The organism is Klebsiella sp. Ech2A (assembly GCF_030078455.1).
GTDB lineage: Bacteria > Pseudomonadota > Gammaproteobacteria > Enterobacterales > Enterobacteriaceae > Klebsiella > Klebsiella terrigena.
Window position 1 is genome coordinate 1 of record NZ_JAQGFU010000003.1, and the last position, 17,078, is coordinate 17,078.

General features: G+C 52.2%; 26 protein-coding genes and 1 rRNA gene. 6 read left to right on the forward strand and 21 right to left on the reverse strand.

The features are described 5' to 3' along the window. A 16S ribosomal RNA gene (locus PFH44_RS01195) occupies positions 1-216 on the reverse strand; the annotation flags it as partial. A gap of 474 nt (positions 217-690) precedes the next feature. On the opposite strand from PFH44_RS01195, the gene PFH44_RS01200 reads away from it, so the two are divergent. Beyond that, positions 691-1,245, forward strand: a complete 555-nt coding sequence (locus PFH44_RS01200; protein ID WP_045854074.1) for a gamma carbonic anhydrase family protein — start codon at positions 691-693, stop codon at positions 1,243-1,245. On the opposite strand, the gene PFH44_RS01205 is transcribed toward PFH44_RS01200, so the two are convergent. Genes PFH44_RS01205 through dprA form a run of 6 tightly spaced genes read right to left on the reverse strand, consistent with a single transcriptional unit; the run spans position 1,221 to position 5,012 of the window. Next, a complete protein-coding gene (locus PFH44_RS01205) occupies positions 1,221-1,478 on the reverse strand; it encodes a DUF1488 family protein (protein ID WP_045854073.1) in 258 nt (85 codons plus the stop codon). The genes PFH44_RS01200 and PFH44_RS01205 overlap by 25 nt on opposite strands. After that, entirely contained in the window at positions 1,475-2,293 is an 819-nt protein-coding gene (aroE, locus tag PFH44_RS01210; RefSeq protein WP_283824096.1) for a shikimate dehydrogenase, read from the reverse strand. Before aroE ends, PFH44_RS01205 begins: the two co-directional genes overlap by 4 nt. 3 nt (positions 2,294-2,296) lie before the next feature. Beyond that, on the reverse strand, positions 2,297-2,869 hold the full coding sequence (tsaC, locus tag PFH44_RS01215) for an L-threonylcarbamoyladenylate synthase type 1 TsaC (RefSeq protein WP_283824097.1): 573 nt from the start codon (positions 2,867-2,869) through the stop codon (positions 2,297-2,299). Beyond that, positions 2,862-3,416: a DNA topoisomerase family protein gene (locus PFH44_RS01220; RefSeq protein ID WP_071844854.1), complete on the reverse strand. Its 555-nt coding sequence runs from the start codon at positions 3,414-3,416 to the stop codon at positions 2,862-2,864. Before PFH44_RS01220 ends, tsaC begins: the two co-directional genes overlap by 8 nt. A 26-nt stretch (positions 3,417-3,442) precedes the next feature. Continuing rightward, entirely contained in the window at positions 3,443-3,916 is a 474-nt protein-coding gene (gene smg / locus PFH44_RS01225; protein WP_041142952.1) for a DUF494 family protein Smg, read from the reverse strand. Next, positions 3,888-5,012 carry a DNA-protecting protein DprA gene (gene dprA / locus PFH44_RS01230; protein ID WP_283824098.1) on the reverse strand — a complete coding sequence of 375 codons (1,125 nt, stop codon included), beginning with the start codon at positions 5,010-5,012 and terminating at the stop codon, positions 3,888-3,890. Before dprA ends, smg begins: the two co-directional genes overlap by 29 nt. Positions 5,013-5,141: 129 nt before the next feature. Here dprA and def point away from each other — a divergent pair, with 129 nt between their 5' ends. The 5 genes from def to mscL all read left to right on the forward strand — a co-directional run bounded on the left by def (position 5,142) and on the right by mscL (position 9,909). Continuing rightward, the gene (def, locus tag PFH44_RS01235; protein ID WP_283824099.1) at positions 5,142-5,651 is read left to right on the forward strand and encodes a peptide deformylase; all 510 of its coding nucleotides are present in this window, start codon (positions 5,142-5,144) and stop codon (positions 5,649-5,651) included. Positions 5,652-5,665: 14 nt separating this feature from the next. Then, positions 5,666-6,613, forward strand: coding sequence for a methionyl-tRNA formyltransferase (gene fmt / locus PFH44_RS01240; protein ID WP_045854069.1), 948 nt, complete (start codon positions 5,666-5,668; stop codon positions 6,611-6,613). Between the two features lie 52 nt (positions 6,614-6,665). Continuing rightward, positions 6,666-7,961 (forward strand): 16S rRNA (cytosine(967)-C(5))-methyltransferase RsmB, encoded by a 1,296-nt coding sequence (gene rsmB, locus PFH44_RS01245; RefSeq protein WP_283824100.1) that lies wholly within the window; start codon positions 6,666-6,668, stop codon positions 7,959-7,961. 13 nt (positions 7,962-7,974) lie between these two features. Next, entirely contained in the window at positions 7,975-9,351 is a 1,377-nt protein-coding gene (gene trkA / locus PFH44_RS01250; protein WP_041142957.1) for a Trk system potassium transporter TrkA, read from the forward strand. A 144-nt stretch (positions 9,352-9,495) separates the two neighbouring features. Further along, complete coding sequence (gene mscL, locus PFH44_RS01255; protein WP_041142958.1) at positions 9,496-9,909, forward strand: large-conductance mechanosensitive channel protein MscL; 414 nt, start codon at positions 9,496-9,498, stop codon at positions 9,907-9,909. Here mscL and PFH44_RS01260 read toward each other — a convergent pair whose 3' ends face one another. The 14 genes from PFH44_RS01260 to rplR form a co-directional block, all read right to left on the reverse strand. Then, on the reverse strand, positions 9,910-10,125 hold the full coding sequence (locus PFH44_RS01260; RefSeq protein WP_041142959.1) for an alternative ribosome-rescue factor A: 216 nt from the start codon (positions 10,123-10,125) through the stop codon (positions 9,910-9,912). 57 nt (positions 10,126-10,182) lie between these two features. Beyond that, the gene (gene zntR / locus PFH44_RS01265; RefSeq protein ID WP_283824101.1) at positions 10,183-10,608 is read right to left on the reverse strand and encodes a Zn(2+)-responsive transcriptional regulator; all 426 of its coding nucleotides are present in this window, start codon (positions 10,606-10,608) and stop codon (positions 10,183-10,185) included. Positions 10,609-10,610: 2 nt separating this feature from the next. After that, entirely contained in the window at positions 10,611-10,979 is a 369-nt protein-coding gene (locus PFH44_RS01270) for a DnaJ family domain-containing protein (protein ID WP_132512816.1), read from the reverse strand. Between the two features lie 107 nt (positions 10,980-11,086). Further along, positions 11,087-11,473 (reverse strand): 50S ribosomal protein L17, encoded by a 387-nt coding sequence (gene rplQ / locus PFH44_RS01275; RefSeq protein WP_002919206.1) that lies wholly within the window; start codon positions 11,471-11,473, stop codon positions 11,087-11,089. 40 nt (positions 11,474-11,513) lie between these two features. After that, the gene (locus PFH44_RS01280) at positions 11,514-12,503 is read right to left on the reverse strand and encodes a DNA-directed RNA polymerase subunit alpha (RefSeq protein WP_002919219.1); all 990 of its coding nucleotides are present in this window, start codon (positions 12,501-12,503) and stop codon (positions 11,514-11,516) included. Between the two features lie 25 nt (positions 12,504-12,528). Next, positions 12,529-13,149 carry a 30S ribosomal protein S4 gene (gene rpsD / locus PFH44_RS01285; protein ID WP_004868345.1) on the reverse strand — a complete coding sequence of 207 codons (621 nt, stop codon included), beginning with the start codon at positions 13,147-13,149 and terminating at the stop codon, positions 12,529-12,531. Between the two features lie 33 nt (positions 13,150-13,182). Continuing rightward, positions 13,183-13,572, reverse strand: coding sequence for a 30S ribosomal protein S11 (gene rpsK, locus PFH44_RS01290; RefSeq protein WP_004138423.1), 390 nt, complete (start codon positions 13,570-13,572; stop codon positions 13,183-13,185). Positions 13,573-13,588: 16 nt separating this feature from the next. Further along, positions 13,589-13,945 (reverse strand): 30S ribosomal protein S13, encoded by a 357-nt coding sequence (gene rpsM, locus PFH44_RS01295; RefSeq protein ID WP_004106333.1) that lies wholly within the window; start codon positions 13,943-13,945, stop codon positions 13,589-13,591. Positions 13,946-14,091: 146 nt separating this feature from the next. Further along, on the reverse strand, positions 14,092-14,208 hold the full coding sequence (rpmJ, locus tag PFH44_RS01300) for a 50S ribosomal protein L36 (protein WP_000868187.1): 117 nt from the start codon (positions 14,206-14,208) through the stop codon (positions 14,092-14,094). Between the two features lie 31 nt (positions 14,209-14,239). Next, entirely contained in the window at positions 14,240-15,571 is a 1,332-nt protein-coding gene (secY, locus tag PFH44_RS01305) for a preprotein translocase subunit SecY (RefSeq protein ID WP_041142963.1), read from the reverse strand. A 7-nt stretch (positions 15,572-15,578) separates the two neighbouring features. Beyond that, on the reverse strand, positions 15,579-16,013 hold the full coding sequence (rplO, locus tag PFH44_RS01310) for a 50S ribosomal protein L15 (protein WP_041142964.1): 435 nt from the start codon (positions 16,011-16,013) through the stop codon (positions 15,579-15,581). Positions 16,014-16,016: 3 nt separating this feature from the next. After that, on the reverse strand, positions 16,017-16,196 hold the full coding sequence (gene rpmD, locus PFH44_RS01315; protein WP_001140434.1) for a 50S ribosomal protein L30: 180 nt from the start codon (positions 16,194-16,196) through the stop codon (positions 16,017-16,019). A gap of 3 nt (positions 16,197-16,199) precedes the next feature. Continuing rightward, a complete protein-coding gene (gene rpsE / locus PFH44_RS01320) occupies positions 16,200-16,703 on the reverse strand; it encodes a 30S ribosomal protein S5 (RefSeq protein WP_004106339.1) in 504 nt (167 codons plus the stop codon). Positions 16,704-16,717: 14 nt separating this feature from the next. Then, positions 16,718-17,071 carry a 50S ribosomal protein L18 gene (gene rplR / locus PFH44_RS01325; protein WP_000358960.1) on the reverse strand — a complete coding sequence of 118 codons (354 nt, stop codon included), beginning with the start codon at positions 17,069-17,071 and terminating at the stop codon, positions 16,718-16,720. Between the last annotated feature and the right edge of the window lie 7 nt (positions 17,072-17,078).

Below are 17,078 nucleotides of genomic sequence, written 5' to 3' on the forward strand. Positions count from 1 at the left end.
TGAGGCCCGAAGGTCCCCCACTTTGGTCTTGCGACGTTATGCGGTATTAGCTACCGTTTCCAGTAGTTATCCCCCTCCATCAGGCAGTTTCCCAGACATTACTCACCCGTCCGCCGCTCGTCACCCGAGAGCAAGCTCTCTGTGCTACCGCTCGACTTGCATGTGTTAGGCCTGCCGCCAGCGTTCAATCTGAGCCATGATCAAACTCTTCAATTTAAGTTTGATGCTCGTGAATTAAACTTCGTAATGAATTACGTATGTTCACTCATGAGACTTGGTATTCATTTTTCGTCCGAGGACGTTAAGAATCCATGTCACTTTGAGTGCCCACACAGATTGTCTGATAAATTGTTAAAGAGCAGTGCAACGCGGCTTTCGCTCACCGTTGCGAGGTGGCGTATATTACGCTTTCCTCTTTCAGAGTCAACCCTTTAATTCAGGATTTTTCTCTTCAACCGAACCGGCTAGTTGCTGTGAAGTGATTCACATCCGCCGTGTCAGTGGGAGCGCATTATAGGGATCCCATTTTATTGCACAAGTCTTTTATCGATCTTTTTTTCCGGATGATGCTTTTTCGCCCTTTTCGCAGCGTTATTGTTCGATCTGCTTAGTTTTTACCACAACAAAGGGTTGCAGGCGGCGGAGAAAGCCACCAAAGTCTTCGCACAACCCTGAATTATCGAGGTAAGCATGTCCGCAAATTTACGTCCCTATAAAGATTTATTCCCACAAACAGGCCTGCGCGTGATGATCGATGCCACCAGCGTAGCGATCGGCGATGTCAGGATGGCTGATGATGTCAGCATCTGGCCACTGGTTGCCATTCGCGGAGACGTTAACTATGTGCAAATCGGCCCTCGCACCAATATCCAGGACGGTAGCGTGCTGCATGTCACCCATAAATCCTCCTATAACCCGCAGGGTAATCCCCTGATCGTTGGGGAAGATGTCACCATCGGCCATAAAGTCATGCTGCACGGCTGCACCATAGGTAATCGGGTACTGGTGGGAATGGGATCAATTCTGCTGGATGGTGTCGTCATAGAGGATGACGTCATGATCGGTGCCGGTAGTCTGGTACCGCAGAATAAGCGGCTGGCAGGCGGCTATCTTTACTTTGGCAACCCGGTGAAACAAATCCGCCCCCTGACGGAGGCGGAAATAGCGGGACTGATCTATTCAGCAAACAACTACGTGAAATGGAAGAACGATTACCTGGATCAGGAAAACCAAACCCAGCCCTGATCGTCTTCCTGCTGGTCACGGATCATCTCATCCGCTTCTTCTTCCAGATCCCAGCGATGTTCGCGAAATGCAGCCAGCCACTGCGCTGGCTCTTTTCCACCAAAGCGTTTTTCTAGCGTTACGCTGCTCATTGCGCAGGTCAGCTGCATACCATGAACCAACGCGGGGAATGTAATGCACTGTTTTTCAGTATCCCACTCTTCCCTGTCAGGAAACTGAATCGCCTGATTCACGGATTCAATTCCTTATGCAAGGTTTGAATCACCGGAGTAATGTCTGGCAGTACGCCATGCCAGAGTAATACGGCATGGGCGGCCTGGGCCACCAGCATACCTAAACCGTCAGCACACTTTTTTGCACCATGCTCCTGGCACCAGCTCAGAAACGGCGTATTGCCCTGCTGATAAAACATGTCGTAGCAATGAACGTGCGTATTAATTAACGCAGCGGGTATCGCTGGGACCTCCCCGCCAATACCGCTGGAGGTCGCATTAATGATGAGATCAAACTCATGTTCAGCCAGCGTATCCATTTCCAGCGCACGAATACTGCCGGTATGAGAAAAGAGCGCCGCCAGTTCATGCGCGCGGGAGCTGGTGCGGTTGACAATCGTCACGGCGCAATCGAGGGACAGAAGCGGTAACAGCACGCCGCGCGATGCGCCTCCCGCCCCGATAAGCAGGACACGAAAGCCAGGTTTAATAAAACCGAGCCGCTCCAGATCGCTCAATAACCCAATGCCATCGGTGTTATCCCCCAGCAAACGGCCATCTTCCAGACGTTTCAGAGTATTCACGGCCCCGGCCAGCGCCGCTCGCTCGGTAAGCTCATCGGCGCGAGCGAACGCTTCCTCTTTAAACGGAACGGTAACGTTGGCGCCTCGCCCCCCTTCATTAAAGAAAGCATTCAGGGTACTGATAAATTCATCTCGTGGCGCCAGAATACGTCCGTACGGATGTGCAATCTGCAGCTGCTGCGCAAAAAGCTGATGGATAGCGGGCGATTTGCTGTGAGCGATAGGATTTCCAAAGACTGCGTAGCTTTCCATCACTTACCCCTGGCGGAAGAGTTCGCCCGTCAGGGCGTCGCGAATTTCAGACGGATTCTGACGACCGCCAGTTAACCCATTAACCACCGGAAAATCGGCGCCAAACTGGGCGTGAACTTCAGCCGTGGTGCGACAGGGAGGCTGGCCGGATAAATTCGCACTGGTCGAGACCAGCGGTTTTCCATAGGCCTCGCATAGCTCAACCACCAGAGGGTGATCGGTAACGCGTACCGCCAGAGAGTCAAAACGCCCGGTCAACCAGCGCGGAGTTGTTTTACGCGCCGGAAAGACGAACGTCACCGGTCCAGGCCAGCAGCTAAAAATTGTCGCCAGCTGCGCCTCACTAAGCTGAGATTCATCTATATAAGGAAGTAGCTGTTCAAAGCGGGCGGCGATAAGAATCAGGCCTTTCTCGACCGGCCGCTGCTTGAGGTCCAGCAGGCGCATGACGGCCGTTTCGCTGTCGGGATCGCAGCCAACGCCAAAAACGGCTTCTGTGGGATAGGCGATGACGTGTTCGGTATTCAGAACCGCCACTGCATGGGCGACGGTTTCTGATTGCAGGTTATTATTCACTGATTTGTTCCGCCGATATCGGCTTTCCACATTGTTTACTGGCACAAAAGCATTTAACGCCCTGCGCCGTTTTCTTTTCGATTAATAGCGGATAGTGGCATTCAGGACACTCGCCCGCTATCGGTTTGAAGTTAATGACGAACTGGCAATCGGGGTAACGATCGCAGGAGTGAAAAGTTTTGCCAAAACGAGAGCGGCGCTGAACCAAATGTCCCTGACCACACTGCGGGCACGCGATAGCCGTCTCATCGGGCTTATCAATGAGTTCAGTATGCTGGCATTGCGGATAGCTGCTGCAGCCAATAAACATACCGAAGCGTCCCTGACGCAGCACCATCACGGCGCCGCAGGATGGACACTCCTGCCCCTCCAGCACTTTAACGATATGTCCGTCCGCCTGACTTTTCAGGGGACGGACGTAGTTACAGTCCGGATAGTGCGAACAGCCAAGAAACGGTCCATGCTTCCCGGAGCGGATTACCAGTTCAGCCCCGCACTGTGGACAGGGCTCATTTTTACGCACCTGAAACAGTGCTGATTTGGTCATAAATACTCGACGTTGCTGCAAAAAGATTAATGCAGCATACCTTCATTTACTTCGAAGAGTAATTCTTCCATCTGCTGGTAGGCGTTTTCACAGCCCGGAATATTAAACAGCACCATCAGGATCACCCATTTAAGGTCTTCCAGTTCAAACTCTGCCGTATCCAGCGCCAGAACGCGTTCTATTACCATTTCTCGCGTTTCGAGGTTCAACACCTGAATTTGCTCGAGGAATAATAAGAATCCTCGGCAACTAGCATCCAGACGCTGACACTCTTCTTCGGTGTAAATCCGTAAAGAGAGTGGGTCAGAAGCCAGCTGCATGGGCGCGACAAGGCCTTCCTGATAATCAGCCAGTTTCTCGAGCCACATCAGCGCGTTATAAATATCTTCCCGTTCAAAACCGGCGTCGGTGAGATCCCGGGTCAGCTTATCCTGGTCTACGCGCATTTCTGCTTCGTTATGGATGTAAGTCTCAAACAAATACATGAGTACGTCGAACATGGCTTGCCCTCCTTAATCGGACATAGCCGCCGGGTACAGCTGCGATCCAGCCTGCTAACTCCAGTTCAAGTAGCTGAGCTACGGTCACTGGTACAGATTGGCCGGCACGTTCAGCGACAACGTCAACAGGTGTTACCTCATCTCCTACGTTAGCCAGGAGCTCGGGAAATGGCAATGCTACGGGTGGCCGATCCGTGCAATTATTTATGTCGTACGGCGTCTCGCGCAGCCATAGCAGCTCATGCTGCCAGTATTCGACGATATCCTCGGGCGCCGTAACGGGGACTGCGCCCTGCTTGATGAGCCAATGCGGGCCCTCTGAGCCTGGGCTGCCTATCGGCCCGGGCAGCGCAAAAACCTCCCTTCCCTGTTCAAGTGCACAGCGGACGGTAACCAACGAGCCGCTTCTCAATGCGGCCTCCACAACCAATACCCCAATACTCAAGCCGCTGATAATCCGGTTACGGCGAGGGAAATTTCCAGGTAATGGCGGTGTGGTGAGAGGAAACTCAGACAGCAGCGCCCCTCCGCTATCGACAATCTGCCTTGCTAAAGCGGCGTGCCGACGCGGGTAAATATCCCCTAACCCATTCCCGAGCACCGCAATACTCTTTCCATTCGCGACAAGCGCGCCGCGATGGGCAACGCCGTCTATACCAATCGCCAGCCCGCTGGTAATCGTGATGCCATAGCGCGCCAGGGCTTCGCTGAACACTCGCCCCCAGCGTTCGCCGTACCAGGAGTGCGCGCGGCTACCGACAACCGCTAGCTGCCGGCTCTGCAAAATAGCGAGGTCACCTTTAACCAAAAGCGCGCCGGGATAATCAGCGGTTGCGCGCAGCTGCGGTGGATAGAGAGGACTGTCGGCCGAGAGCAGATGGTGCTCTGGCTGTTCCAGCCACTCCTGAGCGGCGTCGATATCCCGCTGGCCAAAGGTCAAAAATTGCCTCGCCTGCGCCACGCTCAGGCCGCAGAGACGTAAAGCTTCACTATCAAGCCCGGCCGCGGTGCCTATCCGGCGAGCGACGGTCACCATCGTCTCACCATACAGGCCGTTTACCCTCATCAGGCGGAGCCAAATCTCTGCAGGCACCATCCATACTCCCCTGCCATAAGCGGCTTTAACAATCCTTGCGATTGGACAGTGAGACTGTCAATTAGAAGGGGTTTTGTCTAGAATAGAGGTAATAATCTTATCAACTCCTGAATACGACTCTGGATCTTTATGGCAGTTTTGCAAGTGTTACATATTCCGGACGAGCGCCTTCGCAAAGTCGCCGAGCCGGTAAAAGAAGTCAATGCAGAAATTCAGCGTATCGTCGATGATATGTTCGAGACGATGTACGCGGAAGAGGGTATTGGCCTGGCGGCAACGCAGGTTGATATCCATCAGCGCATTATTGTTATTGATGTGTCGGAGAACCGTGAAGGTCAGCTGGTGTTAATTAACCCTGAGCTGCTGGAAAAAGACGGTGAAACCGGTATTGAAGAAGGCTGCCTGTCCATTCCGGAACAGCGTGCGCTGGTACCACGTGCCGAAACCGTGAAAATCCGTGCCCTGGATCGTGAAGGCAAGCCGTTCGAACTGGATGCTGACGGCCTGCTGGCTATCTGTATTCAGCATGAAATGGATCATCTGGTAGGCAAACTGTTCATCGATTATCTGTCGCCGCTCAAACAACAGCGCATTCGTCAGAAAGTTGAAAAACTGGATCGTTTGCGTACGCGTGTCTGAGGACAAGGATTAACGTGTCACAATCACTACGTATTATTTTTGCGGGTACACCCGATTTTGCAGCGCGTCATCTTGACGCGCTGTTGTCGTCTGAGCACCAGATCGTTGGCGTTTTTACTCAGCCCGATCGCCCCGCTGGCCGCGGTAAAAAGCTTATGCCGAGTCCGGTAAAAGTTCTGGCTGAAGCCAACAATTTGCCGGTATTCCAGCCCGCATCCCTGCGTCCACAGGAAAACCAGGAGCTGGTCTCCTCGCTTAATGCCGATGTTATGGTGGTTGTCGCCTACGGACTGATTCTGCCCAAAGCGGTTCTGGATATGCCGCGCCTTGGCTGTATTAACGTCCACGGTTCCCTGCTGCCTCGCTGGCGCGGTGCCGCCCCTATTCAGCGTTCATTATGGGCCGGCGATACGGAAACAGGCGTAACGATTATGCAGATGGACGTCGGTCTCGATACCGGCGATATGCTGTATAAGCTATCCTGCCCAATAACCGCAAAAGATACCAGCGCCAGCCTGTATGACAAGCTTGCAAGCCTCGGCCCGCAGGGGCTGCTGGATACGCTGACCCAGTTAGCTAACGCAGCCACTCAACCAGAAGTCCAGGATGAAGCCTTAGCCACCTACGCTGAGAAGCTCAGCAAAGAAGAAGCCCGTATCGACTGGTCACTTTCAGCCGAACAGCTCGAACGCTGTATCCGCGCCTTCAATCCGTGGCCGATGAGCTGGCTGGAAATTGACGATCAGCCGGTGAAGGTTTGGCAGGCGTCGGCCATTGCCGAAGCCAGTACCGCTGAGCCTGGCACCATTGTGGCTGCCAGCAAGCAGGGTATTCAGGTGGCAACCGGCAACGGTATTCTGAATCTGGAATCCCTGCAGCCGGCAGGTAAAAAAGCGATGAGCGCCCAGGATTTGCTAAATTCTCGCCGGGAGTGGTTTATCCCAGGTAACCGTCTTTCCTGACGGTAGTCCCTTCTAAAGCCCGGATCTACCGGGCCTTTTTATTTTTACGGTTATGAAAAAAAATCTTAATTTACGTAGTCTGGCGGCTCAGGCCGTTGAACAGGTTGTCGAGAAGGGCCAGTCGTTAAGCAACGTGCTGCCGCCTTTGCAGCAGAAAGTCGGTGAAAAAGATAAAGCACTGCTGCAGGAGCTGTGCTTTGGCGTCCTGCGCACTCTCAGTCAGATGGAATGGCTGATCAATAAGCTGATGGCTCGCCCGATGACGGGAAAACAGCGCACCGTTCACTATTTAATTATGGTCGGCTTTTATCAACTGCTGCACACCCGCATTCCCGCCCATGCAGCGCTGGCAGAAACGGTTGAGGGCGCGGTAGCCATTAAACGCCCGCAGCTCAAAGGGCTGATCAACGGCGTACTGCGCCAGTTCCAGCGTCAGCAGGAAGAATTGCTTGGCGAATTCGCCAAAAGCGAGAGCCGCTTCCTGCATCCCGCATGGTTAATCAAACGGATTCAAAAAGCCTGGCCACAGCAGTGGCAGGCCATCGCGGATGCCAACAACCAGCGTCCGCCGATGTGGCTACGCGTTAATCGCAATCACCACTCACGCGATGAGTGGCTGGCGCTCCTTGAAGAGGTAGGCATGCAGGGTTTTCCTCACCCCGACTATCCGGACGCCGTTCGTCTGGCGACGCCGGCGCCTGTACAGGCCTTGCCCGGCTTTGAGCAAGGCTGGGTCACCGTTCAGGATGCTTCCGCTCAAGGCTGCATGCGCTACCTGACTCCGGAAAATGGCGAAAAGATCCTCGACCTTTGCGCCGCGCCCGGCGGAAAAACAACCCATATCCTGGAAGTCGCCCCGCAGGCCAGCGTAATGGCTGTCGACATCGATGAGCAACGGCTGTCCCGTGTCTATGACAACCTGAAGCGTCTGGGAATGAAAGCCCAGGTAAAACAGGGTGATGGTAGATATCCAGCGCAGTGGTGCGATGATGAAAAATTCGATCGTATTCTGCTCGATGCGCCCTGCTCGGCAACTGGCGTCATTCGCCGCCATCCGGATATTAAATGGCTGCGTCGTGACCGTGATATCGCGGAGCTGGCGCAGCTTCAGGCTGAGATTCTTGACGCCATCTGGGGGCATTTAAAACCCGGTGGCACCCTGGTCTATGCGACCTGCTCAATTCTGCCGGAAGAAAATAGCCAGCAAATTGCGGCATTCCTGGCACGCACGCCTGATGCAGAACTTAGCATTACCGGGACACCTGAGCAGCCAGGACAGCAAAATCTGCCCGGTGCGGAAGAGGGTGACGGGTTCTTTTACGCTAAGCTGATCAAACATCGGAAATAATGGATCACTGCTGATGAAGATTATTATTCTGGGCGCCGGACAGGTTGGCGGAACTCTCGCGGAAAACCTCGTCGGAGAGAACAACGATATTACCCTGGTTGATACCAACGGTGACCGCCTGCGCAGCCTGCAGGATAAGTTTGACCTGCGTGTTGTTCAGGGGCATGGCTCTCATCCGCGCGTACTGCGCGAAGCCGGAGCGGATGATGCCGACATGCTGGTTGCCGTCACCAGTTCTGATGAAACCAATATGGTGGCCTGCCAGGTCGCCTATTCCCTGTTTAATACCCCTAATCGCATTGCCCGTATTCGTTCTCCGGACTACGTGCGTGACGCCGATAAGCTTTTCCACTCTGAAGCCGTGCCGATTGACCATTTGATCGCGCCGGAACAGCTTGTTATCGACAATATTTATCGCCTGATTGAGTATCCAGGCGCGCTGCAGGTCGTAAACTTTGCCGAAGGGAAAGTAAGTCTGGCGGTTGTTAAAGCCTACTACGGTGGTCCGCTGGTCGGCAACGCGCTCTCGACAATGCGTGAACACATGCCGCATATCGACACGCGCGTGGCGGCGATTTTCCGTCACGATCGCCCTATTCGACCCCAGGGTTCCACCATTGTTGAAGCCGGCGATGAAGTATTCTTTATCGCCGCCTCCCAGCATATTCGTGCCGTGATGAGCGAGCTGCAGCGCCTGGAGAAACCCTACAAGCGCATCATGCTGGTTGGCGGCGGAAATATCGGTGCGGGTCTGGCCCATCGGCTGGAAAAAGACTATAGCGTCAAGTTAATTGAACGCGATCAGCAGCGCGCCGCCGAGCTGGCGGAAAAGCTGCAAAACACCATCGTCTTTTATGGTGACGCCTCGGATCAGGAGCTCCTCGCAGAAGAACATATCGATCAAGTCGACCTCTTCATTGCCGTTACCAATGATGACGAAGCCAACATCATGTCCGCAATGCTGGCCAAGCGGATGGGCGCCAAAAAGGTCATGGTGCTTATTCAGCGAAAAGCCTACGTCGATCTGGTTCAGGGCAGCGTTATCGATATCGCTATCTCCCCGCAGCAGGCGACAATTTCCGCGCTGCTGAGTCATGTCCGTAAAGCCGATATCGTGGGCGTCTCTTCCCTGCGCCGCGGCGTAGCTGAAGCGATCGAAGCCGTCGCCCATGGAGATGAAAGCACCTCGCGCGTCGTGGGTCGGTCGATCGATGAGATCAAGCTCCCCCCGGGGACGATCATTGGCGCCGTGGTTCGCGGAAATGACGTGATGATCGCCAATAATAATTTACGTATTGAGCAGGGCGATCACGTAATTATGTTTCTGACCGACAAAAAATTTATCTCCGATGTCGAACGGCTGTTCCAGCCAAGTCCTTTCTTCCTGTAATTTATTTGGGCGCCGGTATCGCGCCCATATCCATTAACCTTTATTTATCAATGGATAATATTTTTATGCAATTATTCAACAATAATGGAAAATGGAAATACATTTGATAAACTTATCTCTGTCAGCTGGTTCAAGGAGAATGAAATGAGTATTTTAAAAGAGTTTCGCGACTTCGCGATGCGCGGGAATGTGGTCGATCTAGCAGTGGGTGTCATCATTGGTGCAGCGTTCGGTAAAATTGTATCGTCGCTGGTTGCCGATATTATTATGCCGCCGCTTGGCTTACTTATTGGTGGGATCGATTTTAAATCTTTTGCCGTCACGCTGCGCGATGCTCAGGGAGATATCCCGGCCGTTGTAATGCATTATGGCGTGTTTATTCAGAACGTTTTTGACTTCGTTATCGTAGCGTTTGCCATCTTTATGGCAATTAAACTGATGAATAATCTGAACCGTAAAAAAGAAGAGGCCCCTGCAGCTCCGCCGGCACCGACTAAAGAAGAAGTGCTGCTGAGTGAAATTCGTGACCTGTTAAAAGAGCAGAACAACCGCTCGTAATCAGGCTACAGAAAGCAGAAAGCCAGTGGTAAAAAAGTGATTCACTTTCTTGCCACTGGCCTCCCGGTCACCCCGTACTGCATATTTTTCTTTTCGCTGATAGCTTCCTTTCCCTTTCTTGTTTTTCTCAACGCGTTGCCTGAATAGCGGGTCATGAAGCAGTGCCTCGATGGCATTATCTTTTATTTGCCCTTTAGTGTGCTGATAGCGACTCATAGTAACTCCTGATAGTGAATGAGATCGACGCGAGTGTAGATCTCCGCACGCAAAAAATCAACGTCCTGCATTACCGTTGCTGGCCCCCTGCTCAAGCGCTTCAAGAATGGAGCAGTAGACGCTGCTGTGAGCGCTACCGCAGCATGCGTCGTTAAGCCTCTGTAAGGATCGGCGCATCGTCTGTAATTCCTTAATACGCGATTCCACTTCGCTCAGGCGCGCCTGTACGATCCCTTTTGATTCCTGGCAGGTATGGTGTTCAGGATCGATGCGGATCGACAGCAGTTCGCGGATCGATTCAAGCGTGAAGCCCAGCTGCCGCGCGTAACGGATAAAACGTAGCCGCTGAAGGTCATTGTCGGTATAAAGGCGAAATCCCCCCTCAGTACGAACATCGTGGGCCATCATCTGCTGCTTTTCGTAGTAGCGAATGGTGTCGGGTGTGACATCCGCCAGCTTCGCGAGCTCACCGATACGATACATACTTACTCCTCACTCATTTTGTTTTGCAGCCTGGCAGAATACTCACCGCGCAGAAAATCTGTGTTGAGCCCGGCCTGGCGTAGCTTTAGCTCGAGCAAAGCAAGCCTACGGCTCAGTTCGGCATGCTGCGGGTCATCCTGACGAACGACGTTAAGCAAATCAACCAGCTCAACGGCTTCTCTACGATGTTCCAGTTCAGGAGGTAGACAGCCGGCGTTCTTGAGTAAACGGTAGCTGACGCGTAGCTCAGGTGGTACATGCAGATCGTCATCCAGGGTCAGCGGTTCACCGCGGCCGGGAAGATTATCGAAATCACCTTTATTTTGTGCGTCAAGGATATGGCGTTCTGCCCACTGATCCAGCAACCACATCATACGGCTCCGGGGATGAACAAAAAGAATACAGATAGTGTAATGAAGCAGAGATGTGGAGGATATAAAAAAACCCGCCGAGGCGGGTTTTTTTACGTTACTACAGATTACTCTGCAGCAGCTTCTGCTTTCGGCTCAGCACGATCAACCAGCTCGATGTATGCCATCGGCGCGTTGTCGCCTGCACGGAAGCCACACTTCAGAATGCGAGTGTAACCACCGGCGCGGCTCGCAAAACGCGGGCCCAGCTCGTTAAACAGTTTTGCCACGATCTCGTTATCACGAGTACGGGCGAATGCCAGACGACGATTAGCTACGCTATCAGTCTTGGCAAGAGTAATCAGCGGCTCAACTACGCGACGCAGTTCTTTCGCTTTCGGCAGGGTCGTCTTGATGATTTCATGACGAACCAGCGAACCAGCCATGTTACGGAACATAGCCTGGCGATGGCTGCTGTTGCGGTTCAGTTGACGACCACTCTTACGATGGCGCATGACCTTATCCTTCTCAGTAAAACCTTAACCTGTGATCCGGTTACTCGTCAGCAATGCTTGCCGGTGGCCAGTTTTCCAGGCGCATGCCCAGAGACAGACCACGTGAAGCCAGCACGTCTTTAATCTCAGTAAGAGATTTTTTACCCAGGTTCGGCGTTTTCAGCAACTCAACCTCGGTACGCTGTACCAGATCACCGATATAGTGGATAGCTTCTGCCTTCAGGCAGTTAGCAGAGCGGACAGTCAATTCGAGATCGTCAACAGGGCGCAGCAGGATCGGATCGAATTCTGGTTTCTCTTCTTTCACTTCCGGCTGACGTACATCACGTAAGTCAACGAAAGCTTCAAGTTGTTCTGCCAGGATGGTTGCCGCACGACGAATCGCCTCTTCAGGATCGATTGTGCCGTTGGTTTCCATTTCGATGACCAGCTTGTCCAGGTCGGTACGCTGTTCTACACGCGCTGCTTCAACATTGTAGGCAATACGCTCTACGGGGCTGTAGCATGCGTCGACCAGCAGACGGCCGATTGGGCGCTCATCTTCTTCCGAATGAATTCGGGCAGAAGCCGGCACATAACCACGACCGCGCTGAACTTTGATACGCATGCTAATAGCAGCGTTCTCATCGGTCAGGTGGCAGATCACATGTTGCGGCTTGACGATTTCGACATCACCATCATGGGTGATGTCGGCTGCGGTCACAGGGCCAATGCCAGATTTATTCAAAGTAAGGATAACTTCATCTTTACCCTGAACTCTCACCGCCAGCCCTTTCAGGTTGAGCAGGATTTCAAGGATATCTTCCTGAACGCCTTCTTTGGTGCTGTACTCATGAAGTACACCATCAATCTCAACCTCGGTCACCGCGCAACCCGGCATCGATGAGAGCAGAATACGGCGCAGTGCGTTACCCAGAGTATGGCCAAAGCCACGCTCTAAAGGCTCAAGGGTCACCTTGGCGTGCGTCGAACTCACTTGCTCGATATCGACCAGGCGCGGTTTTAGAAACTCTGTCACAGAACCCTGCATTGTGTCCTCTCTTTGGTACTAAGCTTTACTTGGAGTAAAGCTCGACGATCAGGTGTTCGTTAATGTCCGCAGACAGATCAGAACGTTCCGGCTGACGCTTGAACGTACCTTCCATCTTGCCAGCATCAACTTCCAGCCAGGTTGGCTTTTCACGCTGCTCAGCCAGCTCCAGAGCGGCTTTCACGCGAGATTGCTTTTTCGCTTTCTCACGAATGCTGACGACGTCGTTCGCTTTAACCTGATAAGAAGCGATGTTAACAACACGACCGTTTACCATGATAGCTTTGTGGCTAACCAGCTGACGTGATTCAGCACGAGTTGCGCCGAAGCCCATACGGTATACAACGTTGTCCAGACGACCTTCCAGCAGAGCCAACAGGTTTTCACCGGTGTTGCCTTTCAGACGTGCTGCTTCTTTATAGTAGTTACGGAACTGACGCTCCAGCACACCGTACATACGGCGAACTTTTTGCTTTTCACGCAACTGCACACCATAGTCAGACAGACGCGGTTTACGCGCACCGTGCTGGCCAGGAGCTTGTTCAATTTTACACTTGGTATCGATCGCGCGAACGCCAGACTTAAGGAACAGGTCTGTGCCCTCACGACGGCTCAGCTTGAGCTTAGGACCCAAATATCTTGCCATTTTCTTTCTCCAACAATCCTAGAAACGAGCGCGTTATACGCGACGTTTTTTCGGCGGACGACAACCGTTATGAGGGATCGGAGTCACATCAGTAATATTAGTGATGCGGAAACCAGCGGCGTTCAGAGCACGAATAGTAGATTCGCGACCCGGACCCGGACCTTTGACCATAACTTCCAGATTCTTGATGCCGTATTCTTTTACGGCTTCAGCGCAACGCTCTGCTGCAACCTGAGCTGCAAACGGAGTTGATTTACGCGAACCACGGAAACCGGAACCACCGGCTGTTGCCCAACCCAGTGCGTTACCCTGACGATCAGTGATGGTAACGATGGTGTTGTTAAAAGACGCATGGACATGAGCCACGCCATCAGAGACTTGTTTTCTTACACGCTTACGTGCACGAACTGGTGCCTTTGCCATTATTCAATCACCCCGATTATTTCTTGATCGGTTTACGCGGACCCTTACGGGTACGTGCGTTGGTCTTAGTACGCTGACCGCGAACCGGAAGACCACGACGATGGCGTAAACCACGATAGCAACCAAGGTCCATCAGACGCTTGATGCTCAGGGTGATTTCACGGCGCAGATCACCTTCAACGACAAATTTACCTACTGCTTCACGCAGGGATTCAATTTGTTCCTCAGACAGCTCACTGATCTTAACATTTTCAGCGATACCCGTGTCAGCACAGATGGCTTTAGAACGGGTCTTGCCGATACCGAAAATAGCAGTTAATGCGATTACGGTATGTTTGTGATCAGGAATGTTAATGCCTGCTATACGGGCCACTATGCACTCCTACTATTTAATATGTACGCACCATGCTGAAAAGCCCGTTTTCAGGATACTCAAATGGAAACGCACAGACATACAAAAGATTGGCTGGCTAATCTAGCCAGCTCAATCCAACTTTGCAAGAAAAATATGCGAATAAATCAGCCTTGGCGCTGTTTATGCTTTGGCTCGGCACTGCAAATCACACGGATGACACCATCACGCTTAACGATTTTGCAGTTACGGCATAATTTCTTGACGGAAGCACGAACTTTCATTTTTACTCTCCGTAACTTCTCAGGCGACCAGTTATCGGCCGTAGCCTTTCAGGTTCGCCTTCTTCAATGCAGACTCGTACTGACTCGACATCATCAGAGTTTGCACTTGAGCCATAAAGTCCATAATCACGACGACAACAATTAGCAGCGAGGTTCCACCGAAGTAGAACGGCACCTTCATTGCATCACGCATGAACTCCGGGATCAGGCAGATAAAGGTAATATACAGTGCACCAACCAAAGTCAGGCGAGTCATTACTTTATCGATATACTTCGCCGTTTGCTCTCCCGGACGAATTCCTGGTACAAATGCACCGGACTTCTTCAGGTTATCTGCTGTTTCACGCGGGTTGAAAACCAAAGCCGTGTAGAAGAAACAGAAGAATATGATTGCAGACGCATAGAGTAACACATAAAGCGGTTGCCCAGGCTGCAAATACAGCGAAATTGTTGTCAGCCAGTTCCAACCGGTACCGCCCCCGAACCATGACGCGATGGTTGCAGGGAACAGAATAATACTGGAAGCGAAGATTGCAGGGATTACACCCGCCATATTCACTTTCAGCGGCAAATGTGTGCTCTGTGCAGCATAGACGCGACGACCCTGTTGACGCTTCGCGTAGTTCACCACAATGCGGCGTTGACCACGTTCAACGAATACAACAAAGAAGGTCACGGCAAACACTAATACTGCAACCAATAGCAACAGGAGGAAGTGCAGGTCGCCTTGACGCGCTTGCTCGATAGTATGGGCGATGGCCGGCGGAAGACCCGCAACGATACCAGCGAAGATAATGATCGAGATACCGTTACCGATACCACGTTCAGTAATCTGTTCGCCGAGCCACATCAGGAACATCGTTCCTGTGACCAGACTTACAACAGCGGTGAAATAGAATGCAAAGCCTGGATTCATCACCAGGCCCTGCATACCAGGCATATTCGGCAGACCGGTAGCAATACCGATCGACTGGAATATCGCCAGCACCAGAGTACCGTAGCGGGTGTACTGGCTGATCTTACGACGACCAGACTCCCCTTCTTTCTTCATCTCTGCTAACGGCTGATAAACAACCGTCAACAGCTGGACAATGATCGATGCCGAAATATACGGCATGATGCCCAAGGCAAAGATAGAAGCACGGCTGAGGGCACCACCAGAGAACATGTTAAACATTTCAATGATAGTGCCTCGCTGTTGCTCAAGCAGTTTGGCAAGTACAGCGGCATCGATACCAGGGATCGGAATAAAAGAACCAATACGGAATACAATCAGCGCACCGATAACAAACAAAAGTCTGCGTTTCAGTTCGCCAAGTCCACCTTTGGCACTTTGAAAATCTAATCCCGGTTGCTTAGCCATCTGCTACTTATTCCTCAATTTTACCGCCAGCAGCTTCGATAGCAGCACGAGCACCTTTAGTCACGCGCAGGCCACGAACAGTTACCGGACGAGCTACCTCGCCAGAAAGAATCACTTTCGCGAACTCAATCTGAATACCGATAATGTTAGCTGCTTTCAGCGTGTTCAGGTCGACTACATCGCCTTCTACGTGAGCCAGATCGGAGAGACGAATCTCTGCAGTGATCATTGCTTTACGAGAAGTGAAGCCGAATTTCGGCAGACGACGGTACAGAGGCATCTGACCGCCCTCGAAACCGCGACGTACGCCACCGCCAGAACGAGAGTTCTGACCTTTGTGACCACGACCACCGGTCTTACCGAGGCCAGAACCGATACCACGACCCAGGCGCTTACCCGCCTTTTTAGAGCCTTCGGCCGGAGACAGAGTATTTAAACGCATCTCTTACTCCTCAACTTTAACCATAAAGGAAACCGCGTTGACCATACCACGAACAGCAGGAGTATCCTCGCGTTCTACGGTGTGACCAATACGACGCAGACCCAGGCCAAGCAGCGTTGCCTTGTGTTTCGGCAGACGACCGATTGCACTGCGGGTTTGAGTAATTTTAATAGTCTTTGCCATGGTTTATTTCCCCAGAATTTCTTCAACGGATTTACCACGCTTGGCAGCGACCATTTCTGGAGAATTCATATTTTCCAGGCCATCAATTGTTGCACGAACCACGTTAATCGGGTTGGTGGAACCATATGCTTTGGCCAGAACGTTATGAACTCCAGCAACTTCCAGAACGGCGCGCATTGCACCACCGGCGATGATACCGGTACCTTCGGAAGCTGGCTGCATGAATACACGAGAACCCGTGTGAACACCTTTAACCGGGTGCTGCAGGGTGCCGTGGTTCAGCGCGACGTTAATCATATTGCGACGGGCTTTTTCCATCGCTTTCTGGATCGCTGCTGGAACTTCACGCGCTTTACCGTAACCAAAACCTACGCGACCGTTACCGTCACCAACTACAGTCAGAGCTGTGAAGGAGAAAATACGACCACCTTTAACGGTTTTAGATACGCGGTTAACCGCGATCAGCTTTTCCTGCAGTTCGCCAGCTTGTTTTTCGATGTGAGCCATCTTACACCTCTACCTTAGAACTGAAGGCCAGCTTCACGGGCAGCATCTGCCAGTGCCTGGACACGACCATGATATTGGAACCCGGAACGGTCAAAGGAAACATCTTTGATGCCTTTTTCCAGAGCGCGTTCAGCGACAGCTTTACCCACAGCTGCAGCCGCGTCTTTGTTACCGGTGTACTTCAGTTGTTCAGCGATAGCTTTTTCTACAGTAGAAGCAGCTACCAGAACTTCAGAACCGTTCGGTGCAATTACCTGTGCGTAAATATGACGCGGGGTACGATGTACCACCAGGCGAGTTGCACCCAGCTCCTGGAGCTTGCGGCGTGCGCGGGTCGCACGACGGATACGAGCAGATTTCTTATCCATAGTGTTA

Excerpts from the sequence above, each read along its gene's own strand:
- PFH44_RS01200 (WP_045854074.1), top strand. The coding sequence starts at position 691 with ATGTCCGCAAATTTACGTCCCTATAAAGATTTATTCCCACAAACAGGC.
- aroE (WP_283824096.1), bottom strand. The coding sequence starts at position 2,293 with ATGGAAAGCTACGCAGTCTTTGGAAATCCTATCGCTCACAGCAAATCG.
- PFH44_RS01220 (WP_071844854.1), bottom strand. The coding sequence starts at position 3,416 with ATGACCAAATCAGCACTGTTTCAGGTGCGTAAAAATGAGCCCTGTCCA.
- smg (WP_041142952.1), bottom strand. The coding sequence starts at position 3,916 with ATGTTCGACGTACTCATGTATTTGTTTGAGACTTACATCCATAACGAA.
- dprA (WP_283824098.1), bottom strand. The coding sequence starts at position 5,012 with ATGGTGCCTGCAGAGATTTGGCTCCGCCTGATGAGGGTAAACGGCCTG.
- def (WP_283824099.1), top strand. The coding sequence starts at position 5,142 with ATGGCAGTTTTGCAAGTGTTACATATTCCGGACGAGCGCCTTCGCAAA.
- rsmB (WP_283824100.1), top strand. The coding sequence starts at position 6,666 with ATGAAAAAAAATCTTAATTTACGTAGTCTGGCGGCTCAGGCCGTTGAA.
- trkA (WP_041142957.1), top strand. The coding sequence starts at position 7,975 with ATGAAGATTATTATTCTGGGCGCCGGACAGGTTGGCGGAACTCTCGCG.
- mscL (WP_041142958.1), top strand. The coding sequence starts at position 9,496 with ATGAGTATTTTAAAAGAGTTTCGCGACTTCGCGATGCGCGGGAATGTG.
- PFH44_RS01260 (WP_041142959.1), bottom strand. The coding sequence starts at position 10,125 with ATGAGTCGCTATCAGCACACTAAAGGGCAAATAAAAGATAATGCCATC.
- zntR (WP_283824101.1), bottom strand. The coding sequence starts at position 10,608 with ATGTATCGTATCGGTGAGCTCGCGAAGCTGGCGGATGTCACACCCGAC.
- PFH44_RS01270 (WP_132512816.1), bottom strand. The coding sequence starts at position 10,979 with ATGTGGTTGCTGGATCAGTGGGCAGAACGCCATATCCTTGACGCACAA.
- rplQ (WP_002919206.1), bottom strand. The coding sequence starts at position 11,473 with ATGCGCCATCGTAAGAGTGGTCGTCAACTGAACCGCAACAGCAGCCAT.
- PFH44_RS01280 (WP_002919219.1), bottom strand. The coding sequence starts at position 12,503 with ATGCAGGGTTCTGTGACAGAGTTTCTAAAACCGCGCCTGGTCGATATC.
- rpsD (WP_004868345.1), bottom strand. The coding sequence starts at position 13,149 with ATGGCAAGATATTTGGGTCCTAAGCTCAAGCTGAGCCGTCGTGAGGGC.
- rpsK (WP_004138423.1), bottom strand. The coding sequence starts at position 13,572 with ATGGCAAAGGCACCAGTTCGTGCACGTAAGCGTGTAAGAAAACAAGTC.
- rpmJ (WP_000868187.1), bottom strand. The coding sequence starts at position 14,208 with ATGAAAGTTCGTGCTTCCGTCAAGAAATTATGCCGTAACTGCAAAATC.
- secY (WP_041142963.1), bottom strand. The coding sequence starts at position 15,571 with ATGGCTAAGCAACCGGGATTAGATTTTCAAAGTGCCAAAGGTGGACTT.
- rplO (WP_041142964.1), bottom strand. The coding sequence starts at position 16,013 with ATGCGTTTAAATACTCTGTCTCCGGCCGAAGGCTCTAAAAAGGCGGGT.
- rpmD (WP_001140434.1), bottom strand. The coding sequence starts at position 16,196 with ATGGCAAAGACTATTAAAATTACTCAAACCCGCAGTGCAATCGGTCGT.
- rpsE (WP_004106339.1), bottom strand. The coding sequence starts at position 16,703 with ATGGCTCACATCGAAAAACAAGCTGGCGAACTGCAGGAAAAGCTGATC.
- rplR (WP_000358960.1), bottom strand. The coding sequence starts at position 17,071 with ATGGATAAGAAATCTGCTCGTATCCGTCGTGCGACCCGCGCACGCCGC.